Raw genomic sequence first — 25,703 nt, forward strand, 5'->3', positions numbered from 1 at the left:
GGGTCACCCGATGCCGGCGCCGGGCCGCACGGTCAAACTCTGCGACACCGCACCAATCGGGCCGGTCTTGTCGTGAATGATGCTGTGCGTCAGGCCGATTCCACTCGGCCCGATCGACACCGCGGTGTCGAAACCCACCCAGTCGCCGGCCGGCTCGGCGAAGAAGTGGGCGGTGAGGTCCAGATTCGGGAAAGCCACCTCGCGCGGATCCACCAGGACCGTCATGCCGTTGGCGATGTCGAGCAGTCCCGCCACGCGGGCCAGCGGACTCACCTGCTCGCCGTCGAGCAGCGGTACCGCGGTGCGCACCCAGTAGACGGCTCGGCTCGGCCGCTCCTGGGCACGTCGCACCTCGGCCGACGCGATGAAGCCGCCCGGCCACACCGCACTCGGATCCCATCGCGGTAAGTCCGCCGCCGGCGGGATCGGCCGCAGGCCGCTGCCGCGTAGCGCCGACGTGTCGTAGCTCTTCATCAGCCAGGCTCGCGCCAGCACCACCGCACGGTCCTGGTGGGTCAGGGTGGCTTCGACGAGCTCGATGGTGCGGCCCGGCCGCAGCACCCGAACGCTGATCTGGGCGACGGCATCGACGGGCACCGTGCCGAGGATGTCGTAGCTGAGCCGCGCCACCACCAGGTGGTCGTTGCCTCGGGCGTCGCGGTCGGTCTCGATGGCGTGCGCTAGCAGTCCGAACGACGGGGCGATGTGCTGTTCGGCGAGGTTCCACGCGCCGCCGGCATGCTCGCTGGCCCGGTAGGAGTGATCGGACACTCGGCTGAAGTACGACATTCGCGCGACGGTACCGCCCTACTCGTCGAGGAGATCTCCGTGCTCCGGTTATCCACTCAGCGCAGAGTCGAGAACCAACCTCTGGTGCCGAGCGATTATGTATGGTTACATACATAGGCATGACGAGCCCCCGCGAGCGGATGGTCGCCTCGGCCGCACTGTTGATCCGCGAGCGCGGAGCACAGTCCACGGCGATCGCCGACGTCCTGGCACACAGCGGGGCACCTCGCGGCTCGGCGTACCATTACTTCCCCGGCGGACGCGCCCAATTGCTCGGTGAGGCAGTCGATTACGTCGCGGACTTTGTCGCAGACAAGTTGGCCAAGGCCTCCAGCAGCCTCGAGATGCTCGACGGGCTGACCCGCTTCTATCGCAAGAACCTGCTCGAGACCGATTACCGCGCCGGCTGCCCGGTGGTGGCCGTCGCCGTCGAATCCGGCGAGCCGGGCAACGCCAACCCGGTGATCGAGCGAGCCGCCGAGGCGTTCACCCGCTGGAACGACCTGATCGCCCAGCGCTTGATCGCCGACGGAATCGCGAAGGACCGCGCCGAGGAGATCGCGGTGACCACGACCGCCGCGTTGGAAGGTGCCATCGTGCTCGCCCGCGCGGCGCGCGACACCAAACCGCTCGACATCGTCCATCGGCAACTGCGCGACCTACTCGAAGCCGAACTGCCCACCCGTCGAACGACCGATCAAGCGGCGCAGCCGCGATGAGGAGTTCGACCATGGACCTAGGAGATCCGATGTCCGCTGACTGGCAACCAACCGCCTGCATCCTCTGCGAATGCAACTGCGGCATCGTGGTGCAAACCAGCGTCCAGGACGGGGTCCGCACCCTGGCCCGCATCCGCGGTGACAAGGACAACCCCGCCTCGCAGGGCTACACCTGCAACAAGGCGCTGCGACTTGACCACTATCAGAACAACCGGGCGCGGCTGACGTCTCCCATGCGGCGCAGGCCCGACGGCACTTACGAGGAAATCGATTGGGACACCGCGATCACCGAGATCGCGGAGGGTTTCCGCGGGATCGCCGACGCCTACGGCGGGGAGAAGATCTTCTATTACGGTGGCGGCGGTCAGGGCAATCACCTCGGTGGCGCCTACAGCGGCGCCTTCCTCAAGCTGCTCGGTTCGAGGTACCGGTCGAATGCCCTTGCGCAGGAGAAGACCGGCGAGGCCTGGGTGGACTTCCAGCTGTACGGCGGGCACACCCGCGGCGAGTTCGAGCACGCCGAGGTCTCGGTGTTCGTCGGCAAGAACCCGTGGATGTCGCAGAGCTTTCCGCGCGCTCGTACTGTACTCAACGACATCGCCAAGGATCCGGCCCGCTCGATGGTCGTCATCGACCCGGTGCTCACCGACACCGCCAAGATGGCGGACTTCCACCTCCGGGTTCGGCCCGGCACCGACGCCTGGTGCCTGGCAGCGCTGGCTGCGGTGCTCGTGCAGGAAAACCTCTGCGATGACGCGTTTCTCGCCGAGCATGTGCACGGTGCCGACGAGGTGCACGCGGTGCTGGCGACGGTGCCGATCGCCGAGTACGCCGAACGCAGCGGGGTTGACGAGGAGCTCCTGCGCGCCGCGGCCCGTCGCATCGCCGGAGCCGATTCGGTCGCGGTCTTCGAAGACCTCGGCGTGCAACAGGCACCCAACAGCACCCTGTGCTCCTACCTCAACAAGCTGCTGTGGATTCTGACCGGTAGCTTCGCCAAACCCGGTGGACAGCATCTGCATTCGTCGTTCGCGCCGTTATTCAGCCTCAGTGGCGTCGGACGCTCCCCGGTGACCGGTGCGCCGATCATCGCCGGGCTGGTGCCGTCCAACGTGGTACCCGAGGAAATCCTGACCGACCATCCCGACCGCTTCCGCGCGATGATCGTCGAGAGCGCCAACCCGGCACACTCCATCGCCGACTCGGAGAACTGCCGCGCCGCGTTCGAATCGCTGGAACTGCTGGTGGTGATCGACGTGGCGATGACCGAGACGGCGCGGCTCGCCCACTATGTGCTGCCCGCAGCCAACCAGTTCGAGAAGCCGGAAGCCACCTTCTTCAATTTCGAGTTCCCGCGCAACGAGTTTCATCTGCGTCACCGGCTTTTCGAGCCGACCCCGGGCACGCTGCCCGAGCCTGAGATCTGGGCGCGGCTGGTTCGCGCGCTCGGCGTGATCAACGGCGACGACCTGCGCCCGCTGCGCGAGGCCGCCAGACAGGGCCGTGACGCCTACACCCGAGCCTTCTTCGCCGAGCTCGCCGCGAACCCGGCGCTGGGCAAGGCGTTGCCCTTTGTGCTGTACGAAACGCTCGGACCAACGCTGCCCGACGGGTTGGCCGGTGCGGCCGCACTGTGGGGGTTGGCGCAGAAGGCGGCGGTCACGTATCCGGAGGCGGTTCGCCGGGCCGGGCACGCAGACGGTAACGCCTTGTTCGATGCGATCCTGGCCGGCAAGTCCGGGGTGACGTTCAGCGTGCACGAGTACGCCGACGACTGGGCGTTGATCAGTCACCCCGACCGCAAGATCGCTCTGGTGATCCCGGAGATGCTCGACGACATCCGCGCGCTGGCCGACGAGCGCCCGGAGCTGACCGACCCGGAGTTCCCGATCGTGTTGTCCGCCGGCGAGCGCCGGGCCTTCACCGCCAACGACATCCTGCGGGATCCGTCCTGGCGCAAGCGCGACGCCGACGGTGCTTTGCGTGTCAGCGTCGAAGACGCCGCGGCACTCGGTCTGGTCGACGGCGGGCGCGTCCGGATCACCACCGCCGCGGGCAGCGCCGAGGCCACCGTGGAGATCAGCGAGACCATGATGGCCGGGCACGCCGCACTGCCCAACGGTTTCGGTCTCGACTACGTCGACGCCGACGGGCAGCGCCGGGTTCCCGGTGTCGCACCCAATGCGCTCACCTCCACTGATTGGCGCGATCCTTACGCCGGGACGCCCTGGCACAAACACGTCCCGGCCCGGCTGGAAGCGGTGTCGTCGGAGCTCGTCACGGCCAGATAAGCGGCATCATCGCAAAGTAAATTGCGTGATTTATTGCGGCCGGCGCGTGAATCCCGTTATGTTGCACCCGTAGCGCTGCCAGTCGGTGTCGGCAGCATCATTGCGTGCATGACGGGAGCTGCGCACCATGGAGCACGACTACGAGCAGATGAAGCGCGAAGCGGAGCCTTACATCAAGTTCGAGAAGGATCTCGCTAATCGCATTGCTTACATCACCTTTGATCGGCCCGCCGAACTCAACTCGACCACCATGGGGATGCGGCAGAACTTCGCCGACATGATCCACAAATGCAATGTCGACGACGACGTGAAGGTGGTGGTCATCCGCGGGGAGGGCAACGACTTCGGCAGCGGTGGCGACCTGCCGGAACAGCGCGAGATGTTGGAGAACCCGGGAACATCTCTGCTGCACGAACTTTCGATCAGCGACGAGAGCGTGAAGTACCCGCCCGGCGACTCTTACCGTTACCTGTACACACTCACCGACCACTACGCCAAGGCGCGCGCGGGCAACCGGCCGCTGCAGGAGTGCAAGAAGATCACCATCGTGGAAGCGAAGGGGTACTGCTACGGCTGGCACTTCTACCAGGCCGGTGACGCCGACCTGGTGGTGTCCTCCGACGATGCCCTGTTCGGTCACCCGGCGTTCCGCTACGTCGGCTGGGGGCCCCGCCTGTGGTGGTGGGCCGAAACGATGGGCCTGCGGAAGTTCTCCGAAATGCTTTTCACCGGACGGCCTTTCACCGCCGCCGAGATGTACGACTGCGGCTTCATCAACAGTGTCGTCCCGCGCGAGCAACTCGAGGCGGAAACCCTGAAGTATGCGATGGCGTGCTCGAAGACACGCCCCACCGACACCGTCGTCGTGCAGAAGACGTTTCTCGAGCTCTACAAGCAGCACAAGGGCGAGTACTTCGGCAGCCTTCTCACCGGTGTGGTCGAGGGCATGCTGCCGATGATGACCAACGACCGGGACAACTACCCGGACCTGACCGAGGGCACCTTCGAGAAGGGCCTCAACAACGTGGTCAAGGACAACGACCTCAACTTCCCGCCAGAGTGGCGGTTGAGCCACTCCGGGCGGAAGAAACCCTGACCTGTCCGGCGCGCGGCGCCACGTCGGGGGCGGACCAGAGGCCCACCAGCGCGTCGACCAACTCCTCACCGACCACCAGCCAACCGGAACTCGCTGACGCTGCGCCGGTCGCCCGCTCACCCTCGATCTCGGCGCAGGTGTGCATCAACAGGTTTCGCGCCATCGTCCACCGGATGACCCGAACGCGTCTCGGGCGGGCCGGAAGGCACCGGTTGATCCCGCGCACCGTCTTGAGCATCCGCTCCGAGGTCATCGCATACGATCCGACCAGCTCCCGACAGGCTGGGTCGGCCATCACCTGGGCCGCGAACCTGGCATAGGTGGTGGTTGTTCCGAGGCCGTGCAGATGCTCGGTCAACGGATGGACCAAGGCGCCGACCCAATCCCGCAACTCAGGGTTCGGCGGCATATCAGCCAGCTTGCCTCGACGGATCTCATCGATCGCGGCATGGTGCCGAGCCTCGATCGCACGCAGCAGATCCGATCGAGAACCGAAGTGGTAACAGACGGCAGCGTTGTTGCCCTGGCCGGCGGCATCGCTGATCTGCCGGTTCGACACCGCATACAGACCGTTCTCGGCGAACAGGCGCTCGGCGGCCACCAGCAGCGCGTCGCGCGTGATCGACGACCGGTCAGTGCGAGGGTCTTTGGCAGAGCTCACCGCAGTCAGTCAACACACAGCTGGAAAGTAAATCAAGGTGTTTACTGGCACGCCTAGACCGACACCGGGATGCTGTTCCAACCCCACTGGAAACTCGACGGTGGCCGCAGGGCGCCGTCGGCGTCGATGCGGTAGTCCGGCACGCGGCGCAGCCACTCCTGCAGCATCACCGCGATCTCCAAGCGGGCCATGTGATAGCCCAAACAGAAATGCTGGCCCCGGCCGAACGCCAACGACCGCTGGATCGGACGGTCCCAGCGGAACGCCTCCGGCTCGTCGAACTCCCGCTCGTCGCGGTTGGCCGACGCCAGCAGCGTGATGATCCGCTGGCCCGGCTGAATCGTGGTGTCGTGAATGGTGAAGGGCTTGCGCACCGTTCGGGCGAACCACTGTGCTGGGGCGCAGTAGCGGATGATCTCCTCACGGGCGACCGGGACATTGGCCACCGGATCGGCGCGCACCGCCGCGAGCTGATCGGGGTGGCGCAGCAGTTCCCACAACCCGTGCGCGACGATCTTGGGGACGGTCTCGGTGCCGCCGATGAACACGCCCAACATCTGGACGGCCACTTCACTGTCGGTGAGTGCCGATCCGTCGGGCAGCCGGTAGGCCAGCAGGTTCTCGACGATCGGCAGTGGGCCGGGGAACGTCCCGGCCCGGACCTGCTGCACCACCGGAATCAGGTACTCGAGGTACCCCGGTCTGGCGTTGGCCACCTCGACGCCGGTGCCCGGCTCTGCCAGGCTGCCCGCGTTGACGGTGCCCAGCACGTCGGCAGCCAAATCTGTTGGCAGTCCCACCAGTTCGCACACCACGGAGGCGGCGACGATTCCGCCGTAGTCCTGGGTGAGGTCAAAGCTGCCGCGTGGCAGCAACTCGTCGAGACGCTCGTTGGCCAGTGCGCGGATGCGGTCCTGCCATGCCGCGACGGACTTCGGCCGGAATGGCGCCGCCGTGCAACGCCGAACGTCGTCATAGAGCGGCGCGTCGAAGTTCGCGTGAAACGGCAACGGATGCAATGGCGGGTCGGCAACCGGCCCATGATTGCGGTGTGCCAGTACCGTCGCTGCGGGCAGGGTTCCCTCGGATGCGACGAAGGTGCCGTCGTTGATCGCCAGCACGTTCCAGACGTCGTCGAACCGGGACAGTGCAAAGGTGTCGAGCTCGTCGACGTAGTACACCGGGTGATGACCACGCAGCGTCCGGTAAAACGGGCGCGGATCGGCCATCACCGCCGGATCGAACGGGCTGTACGAGAAGTCCTGCGGCACGGTCATTATCGGAGTGGCGACGGCGGTAGAGCCTGCAGGATGGAGTCCTCCCATCCGTCACGCAGCGCCGGCGCGACGGACATCCACGTGACGATCTCGGCCGGTGGGCTGTCCTTCCACGACGGGTAATGGTTTTCGAAGCAGTCCCAGTCGCCGTCGAGAGCCCAGTAGTGGATCACCTCGTTGAAGCGGAACGTCGTGATGAAGGACCCGAGCCAGCGCTTGCCGGTGCGCTCCGACCATGGGACGTAGAGGCGTTCCAACTCGCGGATGTAGTCGTCCTGCTTGCCCGGTTTGGTCTGCATGATCTCCTGGATCACCAGCCCCGCAGTGAAGTGCGAGTCCTTGAGCTCCGCCAGCGTGCGGTTGCTGCGTCCGGCGTACATGATCCGGCCCTCCCCCGATGCTCCGGCAGCGGCGAGGTAGTCCGACCACTGCGCGGCGGCCTCGCGATGGCTGCCGCCGGGCGCCTGCGCCCGTCCGATCCGGGCATAGTCGGCGAATGCGTCGATCTCCCAGATGATCGTCACCTGCGGCCAGTGTCCGTTGTACGGAGTGGTCTCCCAGATCGAGAACAGCCGCGCCCCAAGCTGTTCCATCATCGGCTGATACACACTGGTGAACTTCTCGGTGAACCGATCGCTACGCTCGGAGCCCAGCGCGATGGTCTCGTGTAGGTACAGCAGGGTGTGGCTGAAGTACTTCTTCACGGGTCAGTCCTCGATCAGGGTGAGCGCCGCGGCCGGACACTGGGTGACGGCTTGCAGCATCCGCGTCCGGTCCGCTTCGGGCCGCTGGTCGCCGTGAATACGGACGCTGCCGTCGTCGTCGACTTCGAACACGTCCTCGGCGATCGTCTCGCAGACACCGTGCCCCGTGCACTTGGTCAGGTCCACTTCGATACGCATAGCCCGCCTCACGCTCACCGCACGAACGCGGGGAGTCGCTTGATCCCGTGCACGAAACTACTCAACAGATAGTCTGGCTCACCGAGCTCGACGTCGACCCGGAACAACAACTCGCGGAACAGATTCCGCAGCTCCGTCCTCGCCAACTGGTTGCCGAGGCAGAAGTGTGGGCCGCCGCCACCGAAGCCCAGGTGCGGGTTCGGCGAGCGCTTCAGGTCGAACGCGCCCGGCCGGTCGAAGGCGGCCTCGTCCCGGTTCGCCGAGCAATAGAACAAGCCGACCTTCTCCCCCGCCTTGAGCTGCTGGCCGGCGAGTTCGGTGTCTTGCGCGACGAACCGGGCGAACTGCAGCACCGGCGTCGCCCAGCGGATGAACTCCTCGACCGCGGGTCCGATCCGGCCGTCGAAATCGGCCATCAGCCAGGCGCGTTGGTCCGGGTTCGCCGCGAGCGCCAGCATCGCGTGCGAGGTCGTCTGCTTGGTGGTGTCGTTGCCTCCCGAGGCCAGCAGCACCAGAAACGCGCCGATCTCCTCGTCGGTGAGCCGGTGCCCGTCGACTTCGGCGTTGACGATGCTGGTCATCAAGTCATCGCCCGGGTGCCTGCGGCGGAACTTGGCCAACTCGATGCCGGTGCCCGCCAACAGGAACATCTCGTTGACGGTCGCCTCGGCGCGCTCCTCGATCGTGGCGTACTCGTCATCACTCATGGAGAACAGCTTCTCGGCGGCCTTGGCCACCGCCTCGCGGTCGGAGTTGGGTACGCCCAGCATCTCGGAGATCGTCATCATCGGCAGTCGTGCCGAGCAGGCCGCGACGAAATCGACCTCACCGGCGCCGACGAGTTCGTCGACCACGGTGGCAGCGTTCTTGCGGACCTGCTCGTCGATCTGGGCGACGTTGCGCGGAGTGAATGCCGAGCTGATGAGCCGGCGATACACCGTGTGTTGCGGCGGATCCATCATCAGGAAGAACGTGGCGATCCGCTGGATGTCGGCGGGCATCGGGTCCAGCGCGATGCCCTGCGCGGAGCTGAACAGCTCGGGGTGCAGGCTGGCGTGGACGATGTCGGCGCGCCGGGTCAACGCCCAGAAGCCGGGCTCGTCCATCGGGAACAACGAGGGGAACGGCTCATGCCAGGTGAGTCCGTCGGTGGCCCGCAAAGCGGCGAAGGTCTGGTCGCGGACGTCGAAGGTCTGGCCCCAGAATCGCCGCGACGTGATGTCGTGGGGGCTGTACCCACGCTGGTCCGCCGACACGTGCACAGCGTGACACTTTGCCCAGTATTTGTAAAGACAGTGTTTTCGCTCTCGGATGTGTGAACTCCGCGTGACACCCGGGCCGCGACCTGTAATCCTGTACACGTGAGCCCGGCAGGAACCACCGCTGTGATCCCCGACGATGACGAAACCTCGTCGCGGCGGCGCATCCTCAACGCCACCGCCGAAGTGCTCGCTCGAAGCGGGCAGACCAAGCTCAGTCTGTCCGAGGTTGCTCTGCAGGCCGGGGTGTCCCGGCCCACCCTGTACCGCTGGTTCGCCTCCAAGACCGAGTTGCTCGACGCTTTCGGCGCCTACGAGCGGGAGATGTTCGACACCGGCATCAGCCGGGCCACCGCCGGGCTGAGGGGAACCGACAAACTCGACGCGGCATTGCAGTTCATCGTCTCCTACCAGCAGACCTATTCCGGGGTCCGGCTGATCGACATCGAACCCGAGGTGGTGATCGCCCAGTTGGACCGCATCCTGCCACTGATGCGGACCCGGCTGCTGCGGCTGCTGAGCGGACCGAACGCGGAGATCAAGGCCGCCACTGCAATTCGGGTCGCGATATCGCATTACGTGGTTCGCAGCGACGACGCCGACCAGTTCCTGGCCCAGCTGCGCCATGCCGTCGGCATCAAACAGTGACCCCACCCCTCGACATCGGGATCTACGTCCCGCAGATGGGATTCAGCTACGCCGAGGTAGTGCACCGCGCGCAACGCTGTGAGGAACTCGGCATCGGCTCGTTGTGGCTCTACGACCACATGTACGGCCCCGGTGTCCCCGGCATCGACTCGCTGGAGGCCTGGACGTTGGCCACCGCTCTGCTGAGCCGCACCGAGCGCCTGCGCGTGGGGCATATGGTGCTGTGCAACCAGTTTCGTCATCCCGCCGTGCTGGCGAAGATGGCCACCACCCTGGACCAGATCTCGGGCGGTCGGCTGGAGCTGGGTATCGGCAGCGGATCCATCGAGGACGAACACCACCGGCTCGGACTGGACTGGGGCACGTTCGCGGAGCGCTCCGAGCGACTGCAGGAGACGCTGGAGATCCTCACCCAGGCGTTCGCCGAGCGACGGATCGATTACAGCGGAACCTATTTCACGGTTCGCGACATGCCGATCGAACCAGGACCGGTTCAACAGCCACGACCGCCGATCGTGGTGGGCGGATCCGGAGAGAAGTACACCCTGCCGCTGGTCGCCCGCTACGCCGACGTCTGGAACGTTCCCACCTATGCCCTCGGCGAGATGGAGCACAAACTTTCCGTCCTGCGGGGGATCTGCGAGGACGTCGGCCGGGATCCTGACTCGATCGTGATGTCGGTGGAGGCCGTGCTGGCCCTGGCACCGGATTCCGCCGCGTTGGAGGGCGTGCGTCAGGTCGCCGAGAAGCGGTTCGGCGGGCCGGGTTTCGGCTTGCACGAGGGCGGCCTGGTCGGCACGCCTGCCGCGATCGTCGACCGACTTGGTGCACTTAGGGAAATGGGCTTCGGGCAGGTGGTGTTCTTCACCCACGACCGGGCGTCGGACGCGACCCTGGAACTGCTTGCCGCCGAGGTCCTGCCGCAGCTTTAGGCGAAGGTGACGACGACCTTGTCGGCGGCACCCGGCGTCAACGCGGTCTGTAGCGCGTCCTGCACATCGCCGAAATCGAAGGTGTGGCTGACGATCACCGCGTACTTCTCCCAGTTGGCGATCAGATCCTTGGTCACGTCGAAGATCTCGGTGGGATAGCCCATTGATCCGACGATGGTGATCTCGTTGGCCATGATGTTGACGAAGTCCACTCCCACCGGCTCCTTGTGCACGGCGACCACCCCCAGTCGCGCGCCGATCTGTGCCGCCGCCAGCGCCGTGTTGATCACCGCGGGTGCGCCGGCGGCGTCGAGGTAGATGTCGGTGCCCGACTTGCCCGGCCACATCGCCTTGCCCTTGCCGTGCAACGCGACCAGGCGCCGCGCCACGTCCTCATCGCCGGCATTGATCACCGAGTCGGCGCCGACGGCCAGCGCCTTGTCCAGCCGCGAGCCGATCAGGTCCACCACGGTCACGTGACTGACACCGAGGGCCTTGTAGGCGATGGTGGCGCCCAGGCCGATGGGCCCGGCACCGAAAACCGCCACCTTGTCCGCCGGTGCGGGTCTGGTCTGGTTGACGCCGTGCCGGGCCACGGCCATCGGTTCGTTGAGGGCGGCGACTTCGAACGGGATGTCCGCCGGGATCACCTCGATGCTCTGCCCGCGCACGGCGTTTTCGACGATGAGGTATTCGGCCAGCGCTCCGGTGGCGCCGCCGTTGCCGATGATTCCGCTCGGTGCGCCGATCGGGTTGATCACCACGTGGTCGCCGACGGTGACGCCGGTGACGTCGCGGCCGACCTCGACGACCTCGCCCGCCGGTTCATGCCCGAGCGGCATGCGGCCCTGACGCGGGGGCAGCCCACCCATCGAGATGTACAGCGCGTCCGAGCCGCAGATGCCGCAGGCTCTGATCTTCACCAGGACATCGGCTGGCCCCACCACCGGATCGGCGACATCGACGACGTCGGTCTGGCCCGGCCCGGTGATCATCGCTGCTCTCATCGGTTCCTCACAGATCAACTCGCACAATGCTTTTCGAATAATCGACGGTTGACACCGGCGGTGCCGCACCCTACCGTGACCGTCATGGTAAGGCACACGGCCGCCGGGTCGTCCCGGTTCGCCCGATGAGCAAGCCGCTCGCCGGGCGCCGCGCGGTAGTCACCGGCGCGGCCAGCGGGTTGGGCGCCGCGGCAGTCCGGGCCCTGACCAAGGCCGGTGCCGACGTCGTCGCGACCTATCACCAGACCGAACCCGCCGATGATTCGCACGCCATCTGGGTGCCGTGCGACGCCCGGGACGCCGACTCGGTGAACGCGATGATCGACGCCGCGGTGGCGGCGATGGGCGGCCTCGACGTCCTGGTCAACGCGGCGGGCCTGTGGCATCAGGGCGTGCCAGGCCAGATCACCACCGCCGACATCGACTTCGTGCTCGACACCAACGTCAAGACCACGATCCTCACCAATCAGGCCGCGTACGCGGTGATGCGCAAATCCGGCGGGCGCATCATCAATTTCGGCTCGGCCGAGGCGGTGATGGGCAGTCCGATCTCCGCGGTGTACGCCGCGGCCAAGGGTGCGGTGCAGGCCTGGACCCGCTCGGCGGCCAAGGCCTGGGCGGCGGACAACGTGACGGTCAATGCGCTGGCGCCGGCGATGCAGACGCGCGGTGCGGACCGGCTCCGCGAATTCCTCGGCCCGGATGCGGCGCCGTTCATCGATCAGCAGATCAAAGCCACCATCCCGCTGGGTGGCGCACTCGGCGATCCCGACCGCGATCTCGGACCCGTGCTGGTGTTCCTGGCCGGCGAGGGCTCGCACTTCATCACCGGCCAACTGCTGCCGGTCGATGGCGGGCTGATCATGGTCGGCGGCTGAGCCGTCGGTGAATGGGCGCGTTTTCCGGCGCTGAACGCCGGTTTTCGCGCCCAAAACCCGCCGAAGCGTCCTTGCACCGCGTCGTACGATCTGGCGAATGGGAACAACGGGTCGTCCCCTGCGCACCGAACGGGCAGTGCTTGCCGGCGATGAGGCGCGCCACCGGCTGCTCGAAGCCGCAAGCCGGTGCATCGTGCGCCGGGGCAACACCCAGATCCGGATGGCCGAGGTCGCCGCCGAAGCCGGTGTGGTCCGCTCGACCGTGTACCGCTATTTCCCGTCCCGCGACGACCTTCTGCTGGGGCTACTGCTGACCCGGATCGACGCCGCGCTGGCTGCGCACGTCGCATCGCTACCGCAGCCCGACGACGCATCGGCCTCGATCCAGGAACTGATGCTGGTTCCTGTTCAATCCGTGGTCGGCAACGCGCTGAACGAGGCCTTGATGTCAGGCGAGAGCACGGCGGTGGCGACGGCACTCGAGATCGGTTCCGAGCAGATCGTCGACGTCGTGCTACGGCACTACGGCCCGCTGTTCGAACGGTGGCAGGCGGCCGGCCTCTTGCACTCCGATCTCGATCCGCGGGAGACGGCGCGCTGGCTGCACACCGCGTCGTTGTTCCTGCTTGCTCCCGTGTGGCGGCATCGGCCCGTCGACGCCAAGAGACTCTTCGTCGAGCAGTACCTGCTGCGCGCCCTGGTGCCGAACTTCGCGTGAACGAAACCCTTTGCCGAGCACGATATCTCGTCGAATAGTCGATTAGCGACGGGCGAAGGCAGGGGCGTGCTCCGGCCGCACCCCGACCCCGACCAGATAGGCCGGGATCACCGAGAGCCACGGCAACCGCCGGATCAACGCCGTGATCGCCGCCGGCGGGTCAGCGTTCTGTCCGTTCAGGATCGGCGCCACCAACCGCTTGTGCAGCAGGCGTTGCACGGCCTGGGTGACTGCGGCGGGCGGTAACCGGCGCTTACGGACGGCGGCCAGGTCGCGGTCGGTGACGGCCCCGCGACGCAACGGGTCTGCCAGCAGAATCGCCGCGCCAACCGCGTCCTGGATGGCCATGTTGATGCCGACGCCACCGACCGGGGACATCGCGTGGGCGGCATCGCCAAGACACAGCAGTCCGTCGGTGTGCCAGCGACTGAGCCGGTTGAGCCGCACGTCGAGGAACTTCACCTGGTCCAAGGACGTCAGGCTGTGGGTGTCGGCCTCTGGAACCAGTTCGGCCAGTTCGGCTTTCAGCGCATCGAGCCCGCGTGCCCGCAGTTGCGCATCGCTGCCCTTCGGGATCAGGTAGGCGAGCTGGAAATAACCCTCCCGCGGAATCATGATCAACATACGTCCGGCGGTGATCCGGGGAATCAGGGTGTACTCGGCGCTACTGTCCCGCGGCAGCCGAAACCACCACACGTCGAACGGGACTGGAAATTCCCGGGCTAGCAGACCAGCGCTTTGCCGCACGACTGACGTCCGGCCGTCGCAGGCCACCGTCAGGTCGGCTCGCAGTTCGCCGTCGCCGTCCGGCGAGGTGTAGGTCACCCCGGTGACCCGGGCGCCGTCGCGCAACAGCCCGGTCACCTCGTGACAGAGCCGAAGCGTGTACGTCGGCTCCGCCTGACCGGCCTCGGCGAGCAGGTTGAGCAGGTCCCACTGGGGCACCATCGCGATGTACGGGTGGGGCTGGCGCAGCCGGCGGAAGTCCACCATCGTCAACGAGGTGTCGCCCACGTTGAATTCGGCGTGGTCGACCTTGCTGTGCGGCAACGCCGCGAAACGCTCGCCCAAGCCGAGCTCATCGAGAAGTCGCAGGGTCGTGGGATGCACTGTGTCGCCGCGGAAGTCACGCAGGAAGTCGGCGTGCTTCTCCAGCACCGTAACCTCGATGCCCGCCCTGGCCAACAGCAGTCCGAGCACCATGCCGGCGGGGCCGCCGCCGACGATCGCCACAGTCGTGGAGTCGGTCATGGGCACACCGTAGTCACGGCAGGTGAACGCGTGGAGCTAAACCTGAATTCGGGAGCCGATCAGCACCGTCTGAGACGTCGGCAGCCCGAAGTATCCGACTGAATCTGCAGCCATAAACGACGTGGCGATGAACAGCCGCTTGCGCCACGGCGCCATCGTCGGCTGGTCGCCGGGAACCAGTTCGATTTTGGACAGGAAGTAGGACGTGCTGTCGAGATCGATGTCACCACCGACGTCGGCCGGGTCGACCAGGCGCAGTGCGGCCGGCACGTCGGGTCGCTCCATGTAGCCGAATTGAGCTGCCACGTAATAGATACCGTCATCGGGGTCGCCGAGGTCATCGACGGTGATCCGCTCGCCGTCGGGCACCCGGGGCGCGGGCGGAACGACGATCGACAGAATGATCACCCGCTCGGGCACGACGTGGTTGTGGTCCACGTTGGCCCGCATCGACAACGGCGCCGTCTCGCTCTCGCGGTTGAGGAACACCGCGGTACCGGGGATCCGCGGGTAGGGCGGTCTGTGGCCGTTGATCTCGTCGATGAATGGCTGCAGCGGTCCTTCGGCCTTGTCGCGGGCGCTGACCACGATCGCGCTGCCCCGCTGCCAGGTGATCAGCACCGTGAAGGTGATCAGACCGATCAGCAGCGGCAGCCACGCGCCGTGCACGAGCTTGGTCAGGTTGGCCGCCAAGAACATCAGGTCCACGCTCAGCAACGCACCGCCCCCGATGACGACCATCCACAGCGGCCACCGCCACCGGGTGTGGGCGATGTACAGGAACAACAGGGTGGTGATGGTGATCGTGCCGGTGACCGCCATCCCGTAGGCGTAGCCGAGTGCCGCCGAGCTGCGGAACGCGAACACCAGGATCAGCACCGCCACCATCAACATCCCGTTGATCCAGGGCACGTAGATCTGGCCGATCGACGACGCCGAAGTGTGGGCGATCCGCAGCCGCGGCAGGTAACCGAGCTGCGCGGCTTGCGAGGCCACCGAATACGCGCCGGTGATCACCGCCTGCGACGCGATCACCGTCGCCGCGGTGGCCAGTATCGCCATCGGGAGCTCCCACCCGGGCGGGACCAGTAAGAAGAACGGCGCATTGACCACGCTCTGGTTGCCCAGCAGCAGAGCCCCCTGGCCGAGATAGTTGAGCACCAGAGCCGGGAGTACCAGCCCCAGCCAGCCCCAGGTGATCGCCTTGCGGCCGAAGTGGCCCATGTCGGCATACAGCGCCTCGGCACCGGTGACCGACAACACGACGGCGGCGAGGGCGAAGAACGCGATGTGGAAGTGGCCGAAGATGAACTCCAGCGCGTAGGTCGGCGACAGCGCCTTCAAAATCTGCGGATGCCCGGAGATGCCCCGCACCCCGCACGCGCCGATGACGAGAAACCAGACGATCATCACTGGGCCGAAGAACCGTCCCACCGCCGCGGTGCCGCGCCGCTGTACCGCGAACAGGCCGACGATGATGACCGCGGTGATCGGTACCACCAACTCCGACAACGAGGGGTCGACGACCTTGAGGCCTTCCACCGCGGACAGCACCGAGATGGCGGGGGTGATCATGCTGTCACCGAAAAACAGTGCGGCGCCCAGGATTCCGAGCGCGGACAGCGCGGCGATGACCCGCGGGCTGGACCTGCGCCCGAGCTTGCGGACCAGCGTGATGAGCGCCATCACGCCACCCTCGCCGTCGTTGTCGGCGTGCATGACCAGGGTGACGTAGGTGAGCGTGACGATGATCATCACCGACCAGAAGATCAACGAGACCACGCCGTAGACATTGGCGGGCGTGATCGGGACCGGGTGTGGGTCACCCGGGTTGAACAGCGTCTGCACGGTGTAGATGGGGCTGGTGCCGATGTCGCCGAACACCACGCCCAGGGCACCGATGACGATGCCGGTGCGGGCCTTGGTCGCCGTGCTCACTGCTCACCCCGCTTCCTGGCGCGCCCGGCGTCGGTCCCCGGCGACGTGGAGGCCAATGGTAGCTGCCGGGATGCCGTCCCGACGTACGGTGGAACAGATGCGTATCGCCCTGTTCGCGACATGTCTGGCCGACGCGATGTTCCCCCGGGCCGCGATCGCGACTGTCGAGTTGCTGGAGCGGCTCGGGCATCAGGTGATCTTCCCTGGCGGCCAGACATGTTGCGGTCAGATGCACATCAACACCGGCTATCTCGGGCAGGCGACCAGCGTGGTCCGCCACCACGTCGAGGTGTTCGAGAGCAGCGGCTGCGACGTGGTGGTCGCGCCGTCCGGATCGTGTGTCGGCTCGGTACGCCACCAGCATGCGATGGTGGCCCGCCGGGCCGGTGACACCGCGCTGGCACAGCGCGCAGAGGCGATGGCGGCTCGCACCTACGAACTGTCCGAATTGTTGGTCGACGTGCTCGATGTGTGCGATGTCGGTGCCTACTACCCGCACCGGGTCACCTATCACCCGACGTGTCATTCGCTGCGCCTTTTGCGCGTCGGTGACAAGCCCCTGCAATTGCTTCGCCACGTGCGGGGGCTGACGTTGGTGGATCTTGCCGAGGCGGACACCTGCTGCGGATTCGGTGGCACCTTCGCGATCAAGAACGCCGACACCTCCACCGCGATGCTGGCCGACAAGATGTCGGCGGTCATCGCTTCCCGCGCCGAAGTGTGTGCCGCCGGGGACAGTTCGTGCCTGATGCACATCGGCGGCGGCCTGAGCCGGATGCGCTCGGCGGTGCGCACCGTGCACCTCGCCGAGATCCTGGCATCGACGGAGACGCCTTGATGACCTTCCTCGGCGTACCCGGCATCGGCAACCTGCGCGGCACCGAACCGTTCCCGCAGGCTGCGCGACGGGAGCTGGCCAACACCCAGATGCGCCGCAATGTCGGCCACGCCACCCGGACCATCCGGACCAAACGCCTTGGGGCCGTTGCCGAATGCGCGGACTGGGAACAGTTGCGGGCCGCGGGCAGCGCACTCAAGCAAGACGTGATGGCCCGGCTTCCGGAATTGCTCGAGGAGCTGGAAGCCAATGTGGTGGCCCGGGGCGGCGTGGTGCACTGGGCGCGCGACGCCGCCGAAGCCAATCGGATCGTGACCGGGTTGATCCGCGAGACGGGCGCCGATGAGGTGGTCAAGGTCAAGTCGATGGCCACCCAGGAGATCGGGCTCAACGAGCACCTGGCGGCCGAAGGCATCGCGGCGATCGAGACCGACCTCGCCGAACTGATCGTGCAACTCGGGCACGACACACCCAGTCACATTCTGGTTCCGGCGATCCACCGCAACCGTGCCGAGATCCGCGAGATATTCGCCCGCGAGATGCCCGATGCCGGCGAACTGACCGACGAGCCGCGCATACTTGCGATGGCGGCCCGCGCGCATCTGCGCCGAAAGTTTTTGTCCGCCAAGGTCGCCGTCAGCGGCGCCAATTTCGCGGTCGCCGAGACCGGGACACTTGCCGTCGTCGAATCCGAGGGCAACGGTCGGATGTGCCTGACCCTGCCGGAGACGCTGATCACGGTGATGGGCATCGAGAAGCTGGTGCCCCGGTTCACCGACCTCGAGGTGTTCATGCAGCTGTTGCCGCGGTCGTCGACCGCTGAACGGATGAACCCGTACACCTCGATGTGGACCGGTGTGCATCCCGCCGACGGGCCGCAGGAGTTTCATCTGGTGCTGCTGGACAACGGACGCACCGCGGTGCTCGGTGATGCGGTGGGACGGGCCGCGCTGCACTGCATCCGTTGCAGCGCCTGCCTCAACGTCTGCCCGGTGTATGAACGCACCGGTGGGCACGCCTACGGCTCGATTTATCCCGGCCCGATCGGTGCGATCCTGAGCCCGCAGCTGACCGGCACGCAGGGGCACGACGACCCCAACGCCTCCCTGCCGTACGCATCGTCGTTGTGCGGCGCGTGTTTCGACGCGTGCCCGGTGCGCATCGACATCCCCTCGATCCTGGTGCACCTGCGGGCCGCACAGATCGACGGCCATCGGGCGCTCGGTCAGGACCTGGCGATGGGAGCCGCCGCGTGGGCGATGGCCTCGCCAAGACGATTCGCCGCGGCCGAGAAGCTGCTCGCCGCCGGGCGGTTGGTCGCGGGTGCGGATCAGCGCATCACCGCACTGCCCTGGCCGGCGTCGCGCTGGACCACCAGCCGTGACGTGCCCGCGCCGCCCGCGGAAACGTTCCGCCAGTGGTGGACCCGCACCCACGACGAGACGTCCCGATGAACGGGACACGTCGCATCGTCCTCGACCGGATCCGCGGTGCGCTCGCGGCGGCTCCGCCCGAACCCGTTCAGGTACCGCGCGACTACGAACACGCGGCCTCGCACGGACCTGGTGACGCCGAGCGCTTCGCGATGACGGTTGCCGAATACCAGGCGCAGGTGCTGGCCGTCGAGGTCGCCGCGATCGCGGCCACCATCGCCGACCTGACGGGTCGGGGCGCCCGGGTGGCGATACCGTCCGGGCTGCCCACCGAGTGGGTCGACGGTATCGACACCGCCGTCGACGACCCCGAAAATCGGTTGGCCGTAACCGAACTCGACACCGTGGCCGCTGTCGTCACCGGCTGCGCCCTGGGCATCGCGGCCACCGGGACCATCGTCCTGGACGCCGGGCCCACCCAGGGCCGGCGAGTGCTGACGCTGGTCCCCGACCATCACATCTGCGTCGTCTTCACCGACCAGATCGTCGACACCGTCCCGCAGGCGTTCGCCGCACTCGACCCCGGCAGGCCGCTGACCTTCATCTCCGGGCCGAGCGCCACCAGCGACATCGAACTCAACCGCGTCGAAGGTGTGCACGGCCCCCGCAGACTTGACGTGCTGCTGGTCAGCAGGTGACATTGCGGAATCCAGTTATTTCTCTTGGCCGCACGACATAGATTTCTACGGCGAAGCTACGAAGGGAGCTCCGGCGATGCGGACGTTGGCGATAGGCATTGCGCTCACGGCGGCGGCGGTGACGTTGGCCCCGCCTGCCTCGGCGGAGCTGTGGCCCGGCAACTACAACTTCATCATCCCGGACCGCCGGGACTTCCACACCTGGGCGTGGGGCGCTGCGCCGTGCCCGGGAGAGATCGTGTTCAACCCGACCTGCGTGCGCGTCTCGGCGAACCCGATGCCGATCGCCAAGGCGTACCCCTGGTACGGGATCGCGACGCTGAACAACGGTCAGTACACGATGACCGTCGACAATCCGGACGGATTACGGTGCGGCGACATCTATTACGGCCCGGTCATCCCCACCCGGGATGTCTTCACCTGGGATGCCAAGACGCTGTCGGGAACCATGGAGTCGTCGTTCGACGCTGGTTGCGACGGCGCGCCGGGTGGCACCTTCACCTACCCGTTCTGGCTGACGCGCCTGTAGGTCAGCCGGTGATCAGCGCGCCGTACTGACCGATCAGCTCCGCGGTGCGCCAGTAGATCAGCGCCGCGAACACCACCAGCACAGCCGCGGAGACGCCGCCCTGCACCAGGTTGCGACGTTCCCGTGGCGCGTAGGTGTAGACCGCCGCGATCAGCGACCCGGTGATCAAGCCACCCACGTGGCCCTGCCAACTGATCGACGGCACGGTGAACGTCAGCACCAGGTTGATCCCGATCAGCACGACCACCCACCGCACGTCGAGGTTGAGCCGCTTGGCCACCACGAACGTCGCTCCGAACAACCCGAAGACCGCACCCGACGCACCTGCGGTCGCCGCCCCGATCGGGGCCAGCAGGTACACCAGCACCGAACCGCCCAGCGCGCTGAGGCCGTACAGCGCACCGAAGCGCAGCCGGCCCAGCCAGGCCTCGAGTGGGGGGCCGATCACATACAGCGCCCACATGTTGAACAGCAGATGCATGGCGCCGTAGTGCATGAACGCCGAGGTGACCAGGCGGAAGTACTCGCCTCCGGCTACCCCGGGGGCCCACAGCACGAGCTCGCGCTGAAGGTCCTTCGATGTCATCTGCAGCACGAACATCACGATGTTGACCGCGATCAGCGCATAGGTCACCAACGGCAGGCCGGATCGCCGGATGCCACCGGCCCCGGTGCGCGCTGGGCGCACACTCTGGCCGGCGGCCGCCACACAGTCGACGCATTGGTGGCCGACCGCGGCGCTGCGCATGCACTCGGGGCAGACCGGGCGCCCACACCGCGTGCAATGCACATAGGTCGGGCGGTCGGGATGGCGATAACACGTCGGTGTGCCCGCCGGAGTTTGCGGTGTGTAAGGGATGCTCATAGTCCTGCCACCGAAGATACTGTGCCGAGCCGGTGGCGCCGCACCCGCGACGCCTTGCGGACGCCACGCAGGCGGTACGGATTCCGTCGTTCGGCACCCGACCGGCACGAGCGCGACCTGGTCGACCAGTGCCAGTGGGCACCGGCTCCACTGCTGTGACGGGATTGGCCGGCAGCTAACCTTCGGATTCAATTTCGGGATGCGTCAATATTTGCCATATCCGCAGTGCCGCGTGCGGTTCTCGGGATGGGTGAATTGGTGCTGAAGTGCCGATATAGCTATGCCCAACAATTTGTAGCCATGCAACTGATTCCGTAGTACATTTCCCCCAGGTTGAGTTCACAGCCGCCCGGAGACGCCACCGCGCGAGGGCTTGAGAACTTTCGCAGCGAAGCTTCGAGACCAACAGCTCAGGCAGGCAAATCCGGCATCGCGGAGTACCACTGATGGAGGCGCCATGACTTCAGCCATCACCGCGGCACCCTTGGCTGTCACCCGCCCGGGCCGCGACCGCACGGATCGTGGAGCCTTCCGATCGAGAGAGCTCAGCGCGACCACCCTGCTCATCGCCGCAGTCGGAGAGGTCGACGCGTCGAACGCCAGTGACATGCTCGGCTACGTCGAGAACAACGTCACTGGATACCAGCAGCTCGTGATCGACCTGTCGAAGCTCGACTTCTTCGCCACGGACGGGTTCTCGGCACTGCACACCCTCACCGTGCGGTGCTCCCGACGCGGGATCGACTGGGTGCTGGTCCCGGGCCCGGCGGTTGCCCGCGTGCTGCGGGTCTGCGATCCGGAAGGGCTGGTCACCACGGCGGGCAACATCGTCTCGGCGGTCGCCGCTCTCGCCCGCGGCCCGCACACCCACCTGCAGCTGGCCCCGCTGCCGAAGTAGCCGGCCGCGCCTTCCTAGACTGGTTGGATCGGTTCTAGCGAAGGCGAGCAGCCATGGCGACACACGGTCGCAATCTCAACGACCTGGTAACACGGTTCTGGAGCATTGCCGCGCCGCTCTACGACCATCCCCGTCTGCAGCAGTGGGTTTACCAGCCTGCCCAAGACGAGGTGATCGACGAGCTGCGCGCCCATGGGGCTCGCCGGATTGCTGACATTGCCTGCGGCACAGGCATTCTCCCCGCTCGCATCGACGCCGAGCTGCACCCCGACGAAGTCTACGGGGTGGACATGTCCGACGGCATGCTCAAACAGGCCAAGGCGCGCGACCCGAAGGTGCAGTGGCGCAAGGGGCCTGCCGAACAACTGCCGTTCGACGACGACGCGCTTGATGCCGTCGTCTCGACATCGGCCTTTCACTTCTTCGACCAGCCGGCGGCGATGCGCGAATTCCACCGGGTGCTGCGGCCCGGCGGTCTGGCGGCGGTCGCGACGATCAGCCCGCCGCAACTTCCGCTCCTCGGCCAGCTGACCAACTCCCCGGCCAGTGCCGCGCACAACCCGTCGGCGCAGGAGATGCGCACACTGTTCACCGACGCCGGTTTCACGATCACCGACCAGCACCGGGTGCACCGGCCGCTGTGGACCAAAGCCGTGTTCGACCTCATCACGATCGGGACGAAGCCCGCGTCCTGACCGATTCGGGCCGTATCCTTCGACACCATGGCCGTCGAGCTGCTCGCCCCCAGTGTCGAGATCGGTCTGGTGACCACCGATCTGCCTCCGATGGTGGAGTTCTACGAGAACTTCCTCGGGCTGCCGTTCCAGCTCGACCTCGACTTTCCCGGCGGCACGATGAAGCGCTACCTGATCGGTGACAACACCCTGAAACTCGTGACCTACGACCAGCCGCCTCCCGCGGCACTGACCCCCGGCGGTGGGCGCGCGCAGACCGGGGTCCGCTACATCTCGCTGGTGGTCACCAACGTCACCGAGGCGGCCGCACAGGTCACGGCCGCCGGTTACGAAATCGTCGAACCGCTCACCGAATTCACCGCACTGCCAGGCATCGGGTGGTTCTTCGTGGCTGATCCCGACGGCAACTGGGTCGAGCTCGCCGGCCCGATCTGAGCACCATTTATTTTTCCGACGTCACCCACTCAACGCAGAGGAACACCTATGGCCATCGAGCTGCTCGCCAAGAACATCGAAGTCGGTTTGGTCACCACCAACCTGGGTCCGATGGTCGAGTTCTACGAGAACTTCCTGGGCCTGCCCTTCACCGGCGACCTCGACTTTCCCGGGGGAACGATGAAGCGCTATGCGCTCGGTGACAACGTCCTCAAGCTGATCACCCTCGACCAGCCGCCGGCCGCACCTGCGACGCCGGGCGGCGGGCCGGCCGCCGCCGGTATCCGCTACTACACCGTGGTGGTGGCCAACACCACCGCGGCCGCCGAGCAGGTCAAGGCCGCCGGGTACGAGATCGCGCAGGAGCTCGCCGAGTTCGCGCCGGTGCCGGGCATGGGCTGGATGTTCGTCGCCGACCCGGACGGCAACTGGGTCGAGCTCGTCGGCCCGATGTAGATCGCGGCCCGTACCCTGGGCACCGTGCCCGAGCTTCATCCCGACCTCGCGGTCTTGGCGCCCCTGCTGGGCACCTGGACCGGCACCGGCACCGGCGAGTACCCGACCATCGAGACGTTCGGCTACGTCGAAGAGATCGCGATAGGGCACATCGGCAAGCCTTTCCTGACCTACTCACAGCGCACCCGCGCCGCCGACGACGGTCGGCCCCTGCATGCCGAGACCGGCTATCTCCGGGTGCCATCGCCCGGCCGGATCGAGCTGGTCGTCGCCCACCCCACCGGGGTCACCGAGATCGACGAAGGCACACTGTCGGTGACCGACAACGGCTTGGCCATCGAGCTCGACTCCACCTCGATCGGACTCACCGGTTCGGCGAAAAACGTTACCGCCCTGAGCCGTTCGTTTCAGCTTGCCGGTGACGAGCTCAGCTACACCGTGCGAATGGCCGCTGTCGGCGTGCCGCTGACCCACCATCTGGCCGCGACCCTGCACAGGCAGCAGCGGTGAGCCACTCCCCCACCGGCGACGGGCGGATACGCGTCCCGGCCGACCTTGATGCCGTCACCGACGTCGGCACCGAGGACCACGCCGACATCTCGGCGGCGACCGCCGACCGGATTTGGGAATCGGTGCGGCACTGGTATGCGGCGGGCATGCACCCCGCCGTCCAACTGTGCCTGCGGCACAACGGAAAAGTGGTGCTCAACCGCGCTATCGGCCACGGCTGGGGCAACGGCCCGGCCGACCCACCGGACGCCGAGAAGGTGCCGGTCACCGTCGAGACCCCGTTCTGTGTGTACTCCGCGGCCAAGGCGATCAGCACGACGGTGGTGCACATGCTCGTCGAGCGGGGCGAGTTCTCCCTCGAGGACCGGGTCTGCGACTACCTGCCGAACTACACCAGCCACGGCAAGGACCGCACCACCATCCGGCACGTCATCACCCACAGCGCCGGCGTGCCGTTCGCCACCGGACCTCGGCCGGACCTCAAGCGGATGAACGAGAGTGCTTACGCCCGCGAGAAACTCGGTGAGCTCAAGCCCATCCACCGACCGGGCTTGATGCACATCTACCACGGACTGACCTGGGGTCCGCTGGTCCGCGAAATCGTCTCGGCCGCGACCGGGCGCAACATCCGCGACATCCTCGCTGAGGACATTCTGGATCCGCTCGGCTTCAGGTGGACGAATTACGGCGTGGCAGAACAGGATGTCCCGCTGGTCGCGCCGAGCCACGTCACGGGTAAACCACTGCCTGCGCCGATCGCCAAGGCGTTCCGGGCCGCCGTCGGCGGGACCCCGCAGCAGATCATCCCGTTCTCCAACACCCCGCTGTTCCTGACCGGTGTCGTTCCCTCGTCCAGCACCATATCCAACGCCGACGAGTTGTCCCGCTTTGCCGAAATCCTCCGCCGCGGAGGTGAACTCGACGGCGTTCGGGTCATGCGGCCGGAGACGCTACGCGCGGCTGCGGCACCCGCGCGGCGGCTGCGACCCGATATCGCGACAGGGTTCGCACCGATGCGCTGGGGCACCGGCTACATGCTCGGGTCCACCCGATTCGGGCCGTTCGGACGCGACGCTCCGGCCGCCGTCGGCCACACCGGGCTGACCAACATCGCGGTCTGGGCGGATCCGGAACGGCAGCTGTCGGTCGGACTGGTCAGCAGCGGTAAGCCGGGACAGCATCGCGAAGCCGGCCGCTACACCGACGTGCTGGACCGCATCAACGCTGAGATCCGCCGCGTCCGCGGGTGAATTGTGCCCACCCGGCACGGCCGATAGCGTAGCGGCCATGGGTGATTCGCTGCTGCAGCAACAACTCGACGAGGTGCGTGCCCTGCTGCAGCGGGCGCGGGAGTTGTTCGGCCCGAATCCCGTTGCGCCGCCGGAGGTTGTCTCGTCCGACGGCGACCGGTAGCCGCTTTCAGGATTCTTCTCGCCGCAGCTGATGCTGCCGCAGCGAATCGGCGGCCAGCTCGAGATCGCGGCTGCCTGGCACATCGTCCGACGGGGTGTGCCCAGCCGCCAGGATTTCGGCGCGAATCTGCATCAGCGCTTTCAGATACGACACGTCCGCGGTCAGCAGGATGCCCTGCGCCAGGGTCTGGGCGTCCGAGTCCATCGCGGGTTCGGCCAGGGCGACGCTGTGTAGATAACCGCCCCGGCACGACCGGAACAGGATGTGCCCGCTGGGATGGACGGCGTCGAACTCGGGATCGGGTTCGGTCATGAACCGTCCTGGGTGATGCTGCCGAGCTCGGCGGCGGCTGCGCTGTCCTGGTGTTCCCAGACGTCGGCGGCGTGGCGCAGGTTGGTCGCGAGTTCGGCATGGGCTGCGGCCTGCTGCTCGTAGCAGGCACGCCGCTGGTCTAGCAGCTCGCGGCCGGCGTCGCGCAGCTCACCGAAGATCGGGCCGAGCGAGTCGAGACTGGCGAGGATGTCGGCGTGCCCGGCCGGCATCGTGCTCAGCTGCTCGGCGGTGTCCTGGTGGTCGCGGGCCGCACGGCGTAGCTCATCGGGCACCACGTGGATGCGCTCTGCCATG

Annotated in this window: 30 protein-coding genes; 18 read left to right on the plus strand and 12 right to left on the minus strand. The window is 66.8% G+C overall.

The annotated features are described in order from the left end of the window. Positions 1-3 precede the first annotated feature (3 nt). On the minus strand, positions 4-789 hold the full coding sequence (locus tag BST42_RS05995; protein WP_083117647.1) for a thioesterase family protein: 786 nt from the start codon (positions 787-789) through the stop codon (positions 4-6). 119 nt (positions 790-908) lie between these two features. Between BST42_RS05995 and BST42_RS06000 the strand changes: the two genes are divergently transcribed. The 3 genes from BST42_RS06000 to BST42_RS06010 all read left to right on the plus strand — a co-directional run bounded on the left by BST42_RS06000 (position 909) and on the right by BST42_RS06010 (position 4,895). Continuing rightward, the gene (locus BST42_RS06000) at positions 909-1,508 is read left to right on the plus strand and encodes a TetR/AcrR family transcriptional regulator (protein ID WP_083117648.1); all 600 of its coding nucleotides are present in this window, start codon (positions 909-911) and stop codon (positions 1,506-1,508) included. Positions 1,509-1,537: 29 nt separating this feature from the next. Continuing rightward, positions 1,538-3,799, plus strand: coding sequence for a molybdopterin-dependent oxidoreductase (locus BST42_RS06005; protein WP_083117649.1), 2,262 nt, complete (start codon positions 1,538-1,540; stop codon positions 3,797-3,799). 127 nt (positions 3,800-3,926) lie between these two features. Further along, the gene (locus BST42_RS06010; protein WP_083117650.1) at positions 3,927-4,895 is read left to right on the plus strand and encodes an enoyl-CoA hydratase/isomerase family protein; all 969 of its coding nucleotides are present in this window, start codon (positions 3,927-3,929) and stop codon (positions 4,893-4,895) included. On the opposite strand, the gene BST42_RS06015 is transcribed toward BST42_RS06010, so the two are convergent. Genes BST42_RS06015 through BST42_RS06035 form a run of 5 tightly spaced genes read right to left on the minus strand, consistent with a single transcriptional unit; the run spans position 4,843 to position 8,991 of the window. Continuing rightward, positions 4,843-5,556 carry a TetR/AcrR family transcriptional regulator gene (locus BST42_RS06015; protein WP_083117651.1) on the minus strand — a complete coding sequence of 238 codons (714 nt, stop codon included), beginning with the start codon at positions 5,554-5,556 and terminating at the stop codon, positions 4,843-4,845. The two genes, BST42_RS06010 and BST42_RS06015, sit on opposite strands and share 53 nt — an antisense overlap. 53 nt (positions 5,557-5,609) lie before the next feature. Continuing rightward, positions 5,610-6,833, minus strand: coding sequence for a cytochrome P450 (locus tag BST42_RS06020; RefSeq protein WP_083117652.1), 1,224 nt, complete (start codon positions 6,831-6,833; stop codon positions 5,610-5,612). After that, positions 6,833-7,537: an NIPSNAP family protein gene (locus tag BST42_RS06025; RefSeq protein WP_083117653.1), complete on the minus strand. Its 705-nt coding sequence runs from the start codon at positions 7,535-7,537 to the stop codon at positions 6,833-6,835. Before BST42_RS06025 ends, BST42_RS06020 begins: the two co-directional genes overlap by 1 nt. Positions 7,538-7,540: 3 nt before the next feature. After that, on the minus strand, positions 7,541-7,735 hold the full coding sequence (locus BST42_RS06030; protein WP_083117654.1) for a ferredoxin: 195 nt from the start codon (positions 7,733-7,735) through the stop codon (positions 7,541-7,543). A gap of 14 nt (positions 7,736-7,749) precedes the next feature. Then, positions 7,750-8,991 (minus strand): cytochrome P450, encoded by a 1,242-nt coding sequence (locus tag BST42_RS06035; RefSeq protein WP_083117896.1) that lies wholly within the window; start codon positions 8,989-8,991, stop codon positions 7,750-7,752. Between the two features lie 105 nt (positions 8,992-9,096). Between BST42_RS06035 and BST42_RS06040 the strand changes: the two genes are divergently transcribed. Together BST42_RS06040 and BST42_RS06045 are read left to right on the plus strand one after the other, a co-directional pair. After that, positions 9,097-9,642 (plus strand): TetR/AcrR family transcriptional regulator, encoded by a 546-nt coding sequence (locus BST42_RS06040; RefSeq protein ID WP_237159267.1) that lies wholly within the window; start codon positions 9,097-9,099, stop codon positions 9,640-9,642. A gap of 35 nt (positions 9,643-9,677) precedes the next feature. Further along, the gene (locus BST42_RS06045) at positions 9,678-10,574 is read left to right on the plus strand and encodes an LLM class flavin-dependent oxidoreductase (RefSeq protein WP_083117897.1); all 897 of its coding nucleotides are present in this window, start codon (positions 9,678-9,680) and stop codon (positions 10,572-10,574) included. On the opposite strand, the gene BST42_RS06050 is transcribed toward BST42_RS06045, so the two are convergent. After that, the gene (locus BST42_RS06050; protein ID WP_083117656.1) at positions 10,571-11,581 is read right to left on the minus strand and encodes a zinc-dependent alcohol dehydrogenase; all 1,011 of its coding nucleotides are present in this window, start codon (positions 11,579-11,581) and stop codon (positions 10,571-10,573) included. The two genes, BST42_RS06045 and BST42_RS06050, sit on opposite strands and share 4 nt — an antisense overlap. Before the next feature lie 125 nt (positions 11,582-11,706). Between BST42_RS06050 and BST42_RS06055 the strand changes: the two genes are divergently transcribed. After that, entirely contained in the window at positions 11,707-12,459 is a 753-nt protein-coding gene (locus tag BST42_RS06055) for an SDR family NAD(P)-dependent oxidoreductase (RefSeq protein WP_083117657.1), read from the plus strand. Positions 12,460-12,556: 97 nt separating this feature from the next. Beyond that, positions 12,557-13,177, plus strand: coding sequence for a TetR/AcrR family transcriptional regulator (locus tag BST42_RS06060; RefSeq protein ID WP_083117658.1), 621 nt, complete (start codon positions 12,557-12,559; stop codon positions 13,175-13,177). Between the two features lie 42 nt (positions 13,178-13,219). Here the strand turns inward: BST42_RS06060 and BST42_RS06065 are convergent, their stop codons facing one another. Both BST42_RS06065 and BST42_RS06070 read right to left on the minus strand, forming a co-directional pair. After that, a complete protein-coding gene (locus BST42_RS06065) occupies positions 13,220-14,428 on the minus strand; it encodes an FAD-dependent oxidoreductase (protein ID WP_083117659.1) in 1,209 nt (402 codons plus the stop codon). Positions 14,429-14,464: 36 nt separating this feature from the next. Then, the gene (locus BST42_RS06070) at positions 14,465-16,366 is read right to left on the minus strand and encodes a potassium transporter Kup (RefSeq protein WP_083117660.1); all 1,902 of its coding nucleotides are present in this window, start codon (positions 16,364-16,366) and stop codon (positions 14,465-14,467) included. Between the two features lie 97 nt (positions 16,367-16,463). On the opposite strand from BST42_RS06070, the gene BST42_RS06075 reads away from it, so the two are divergent. The 4 genes from BST42_RS06075 to BST42_RS06090 all read left to right on the plus strand — a co-directional run bounded on the left by BST42_RS06075 (position 16,464) and on the right by BST42_RS06090 (position 19,804). After that, a complete protein-coding gene (locus tag BST42_RS06075; protein ID WP_083117898.1) occupies positions 16,464-17,204 on the plus strand; it encodes a (Fe-S)-binding protein in 741 nt (246 codons plus the stop codon). Continuing rightward, positions 17,201-18,658 carry a lactate utilization protein B gene (locus tag BST42_RS06080; RefSeq protein WP_207569447.1) on the plus strand — a complete coding sequence of 486 codons (1,458 nt, stop codon included), beginning with the start codon at positions 17,201-17,203 and terminating at the stop codon, positions 18,656-18,658. The genes BST42_RS06075 and BST42_RS06080 overlap by 4 nt, the downstream gene beginning before the upstream one ends. Further along, the gene (locus BST42_RS06085; protein ID WP_083117662.1) at positions 18,655-19,275 is read left to right on the plus strand and encodes a LutC/YkgG family protein; all 621 of its coding nucleotides are present in this window, start codon (positions 18,655-18,657) and stop codon (positions 19,273-19,275) included. Before BST42_RS06080 ends, BST42_RS06085 begins: the two co-directional genes overlap by 4 nt. 76 nt (positions 19,276-19,351) lie before the next feature. Further along, complete coding sequence (locus BST42_RS06090) at positions 19,352-19,804, plus strand: hypothetical protein (protein ID WP_083117663.1); 453 nt, start codon at positions 19,352-19,354, stop codon at positions 19,802-19,804. 1 nt (position 19,805) lies between these two features. Here the strand turns inward: BST42_RS06090 and BST42_RS06095 are convergent, their stop codons facing one another. Next, entirely contained in the window at positions 19,806-20,669 is an 864-nt protein-coding gene (locus BST42_RS06095; protein ID WP_083117664.1) for a rhomboid family intramembrane serine protease, read from the minus strand. A 457-nt stretch (positions 20,670-21,126) separates the two neighbouring features. On the opposite strand from BST42_RS06095, the gene BST42_RS06100 reads away from it, so the two are divergent. From BST42_RS06100 to BST42_RS30285, 7 genes are read left to right on the plus strand one after another with little or no spacing between them, the layout of a single operon-like run. Then, positions 21,127-21,567: an STAS domain-containing protein gene (locus BST42_RS06100; protein ID WP_083117665.1), complete on the plus strand. Its 441-nt coding sequence runs from the start codon at positions 21,127-21,129 to the stop codon at positions 21,565-21,567. 53 nt (positions 21,568-21,620) lie between these two features. Beyond that, positions 21,621-22,262 (plus strand): class I SAM-dependent methyltransferase, encoded by a 642-nt coding sequence (locus BST42_RS06105; protein ID WP_083117666.1) that lies wholly within the window; start codon positions 21,621-21,623, stop codon positions 22,260-22,262. Positions 22,263-22,289: 27 nt separating this feature from the next. Beyond that, positions 22,290-22,697: a VOC family protein gene (locus BST42_RS06110; protein WP_083117667.1), complete on the plus strand. Its 408-nt coding sequence runs from the start codon at positions 22,290-22,292 to the stop codon at positions 22,695-22,697. Between the two features lie 48 nt (positions 22,698-22,745). Continuing rightward, positions 22,746-23,153, plus strand: a complete 408-nt coding sequence (locus BST42_RS06115; RefSeq protein ID WP_083117668.1) for a VOC family protein — start codon at positions 22,746-22,748, stop codon at positions 23,151-23,153. A gap of 24 nt (positions 23,154-23,177) precedes the next feature. After that, the gene (locus tag BST42_RS06120) at positions 23,178-23,663 is read left to right on the plus strand and encodes a peroxynitrite isomerase (RefSeq protein ID WP_083117669.1); all 486 of its coding nucleotides are present in this window, start codon (positions 23,178-23,180) and stop codon (positions 23,661-23,663) included. Then, positions 23,660-24,913 carry a lipase LipE gene (lipE, locus tag BST42_RS06125; RefSeq protein ID WP_083117670.1) on the plus strand — a complete coding sequence of 418 codons (1,254 nt, stop codon included), beginning with the start codon at positions 23,660-23,662 and terminating at the stop codon, positions 24,911-24,913. Before BST42_RS06120 ends, lipE begins: the two co-directional genes overlap by 4 nt. A gap of 37 nt (positions 24,914-24,950) precedes the next feature. Further along, positions 24,951-25,076, plus strand: a complete 126-nt coding sequence (locus BST42_RS30285; RefSeq protein ID WP_264046352.1) for a hypothetical protein — start codon at positions 24,951-24,953, stop codon at positions 25,074-25,076. A 6-nt stretch (positions 25,077-25,082) separates the two neighbouring features. Here BST42_RS30285 and BST42_RS06130 read toward each other — a convergent pair whose 3' ends face one another. Further along, positions 25,083-25,388 carry a DUF2694 family protein gene (locus BST42_RS06130; protein WP_083117671.1) on the minus strand — a complete coding sequence of 102 codons (306 nt, stop codon included), beginning with the start codon at positions 25,386-25,388 and terminating at the stop codon, positions 25,083-25,085. Continuing rightward, positions 25,385-25,702 (minus strand): ESX-1 secretion-associated protein, encoded by a 318-nt coding sequence (locus BST42_RS06135; RefSeq protein ID WP_083117672.1) that lies wholly within the window; start codon positions 25,700-25,702, stop codon positions 25,385-25,387. Before BST42_RS06135 ends, BST42_RS06130 begins: the two co-directional genes overlap by 4 nt. Position 25,703: the final 1 nt, after the last annotated feature.

It is taken from the genome of Mycolicibacterium rhodesiae, assembly GCF_002086695.1.
Lineage (GTDB): Bacteria > Actinomycetota > Actinomycetes > Mycobacteriales > Mycobacteriaceae > Mycobacterium > Mycobacterium rhodesiae.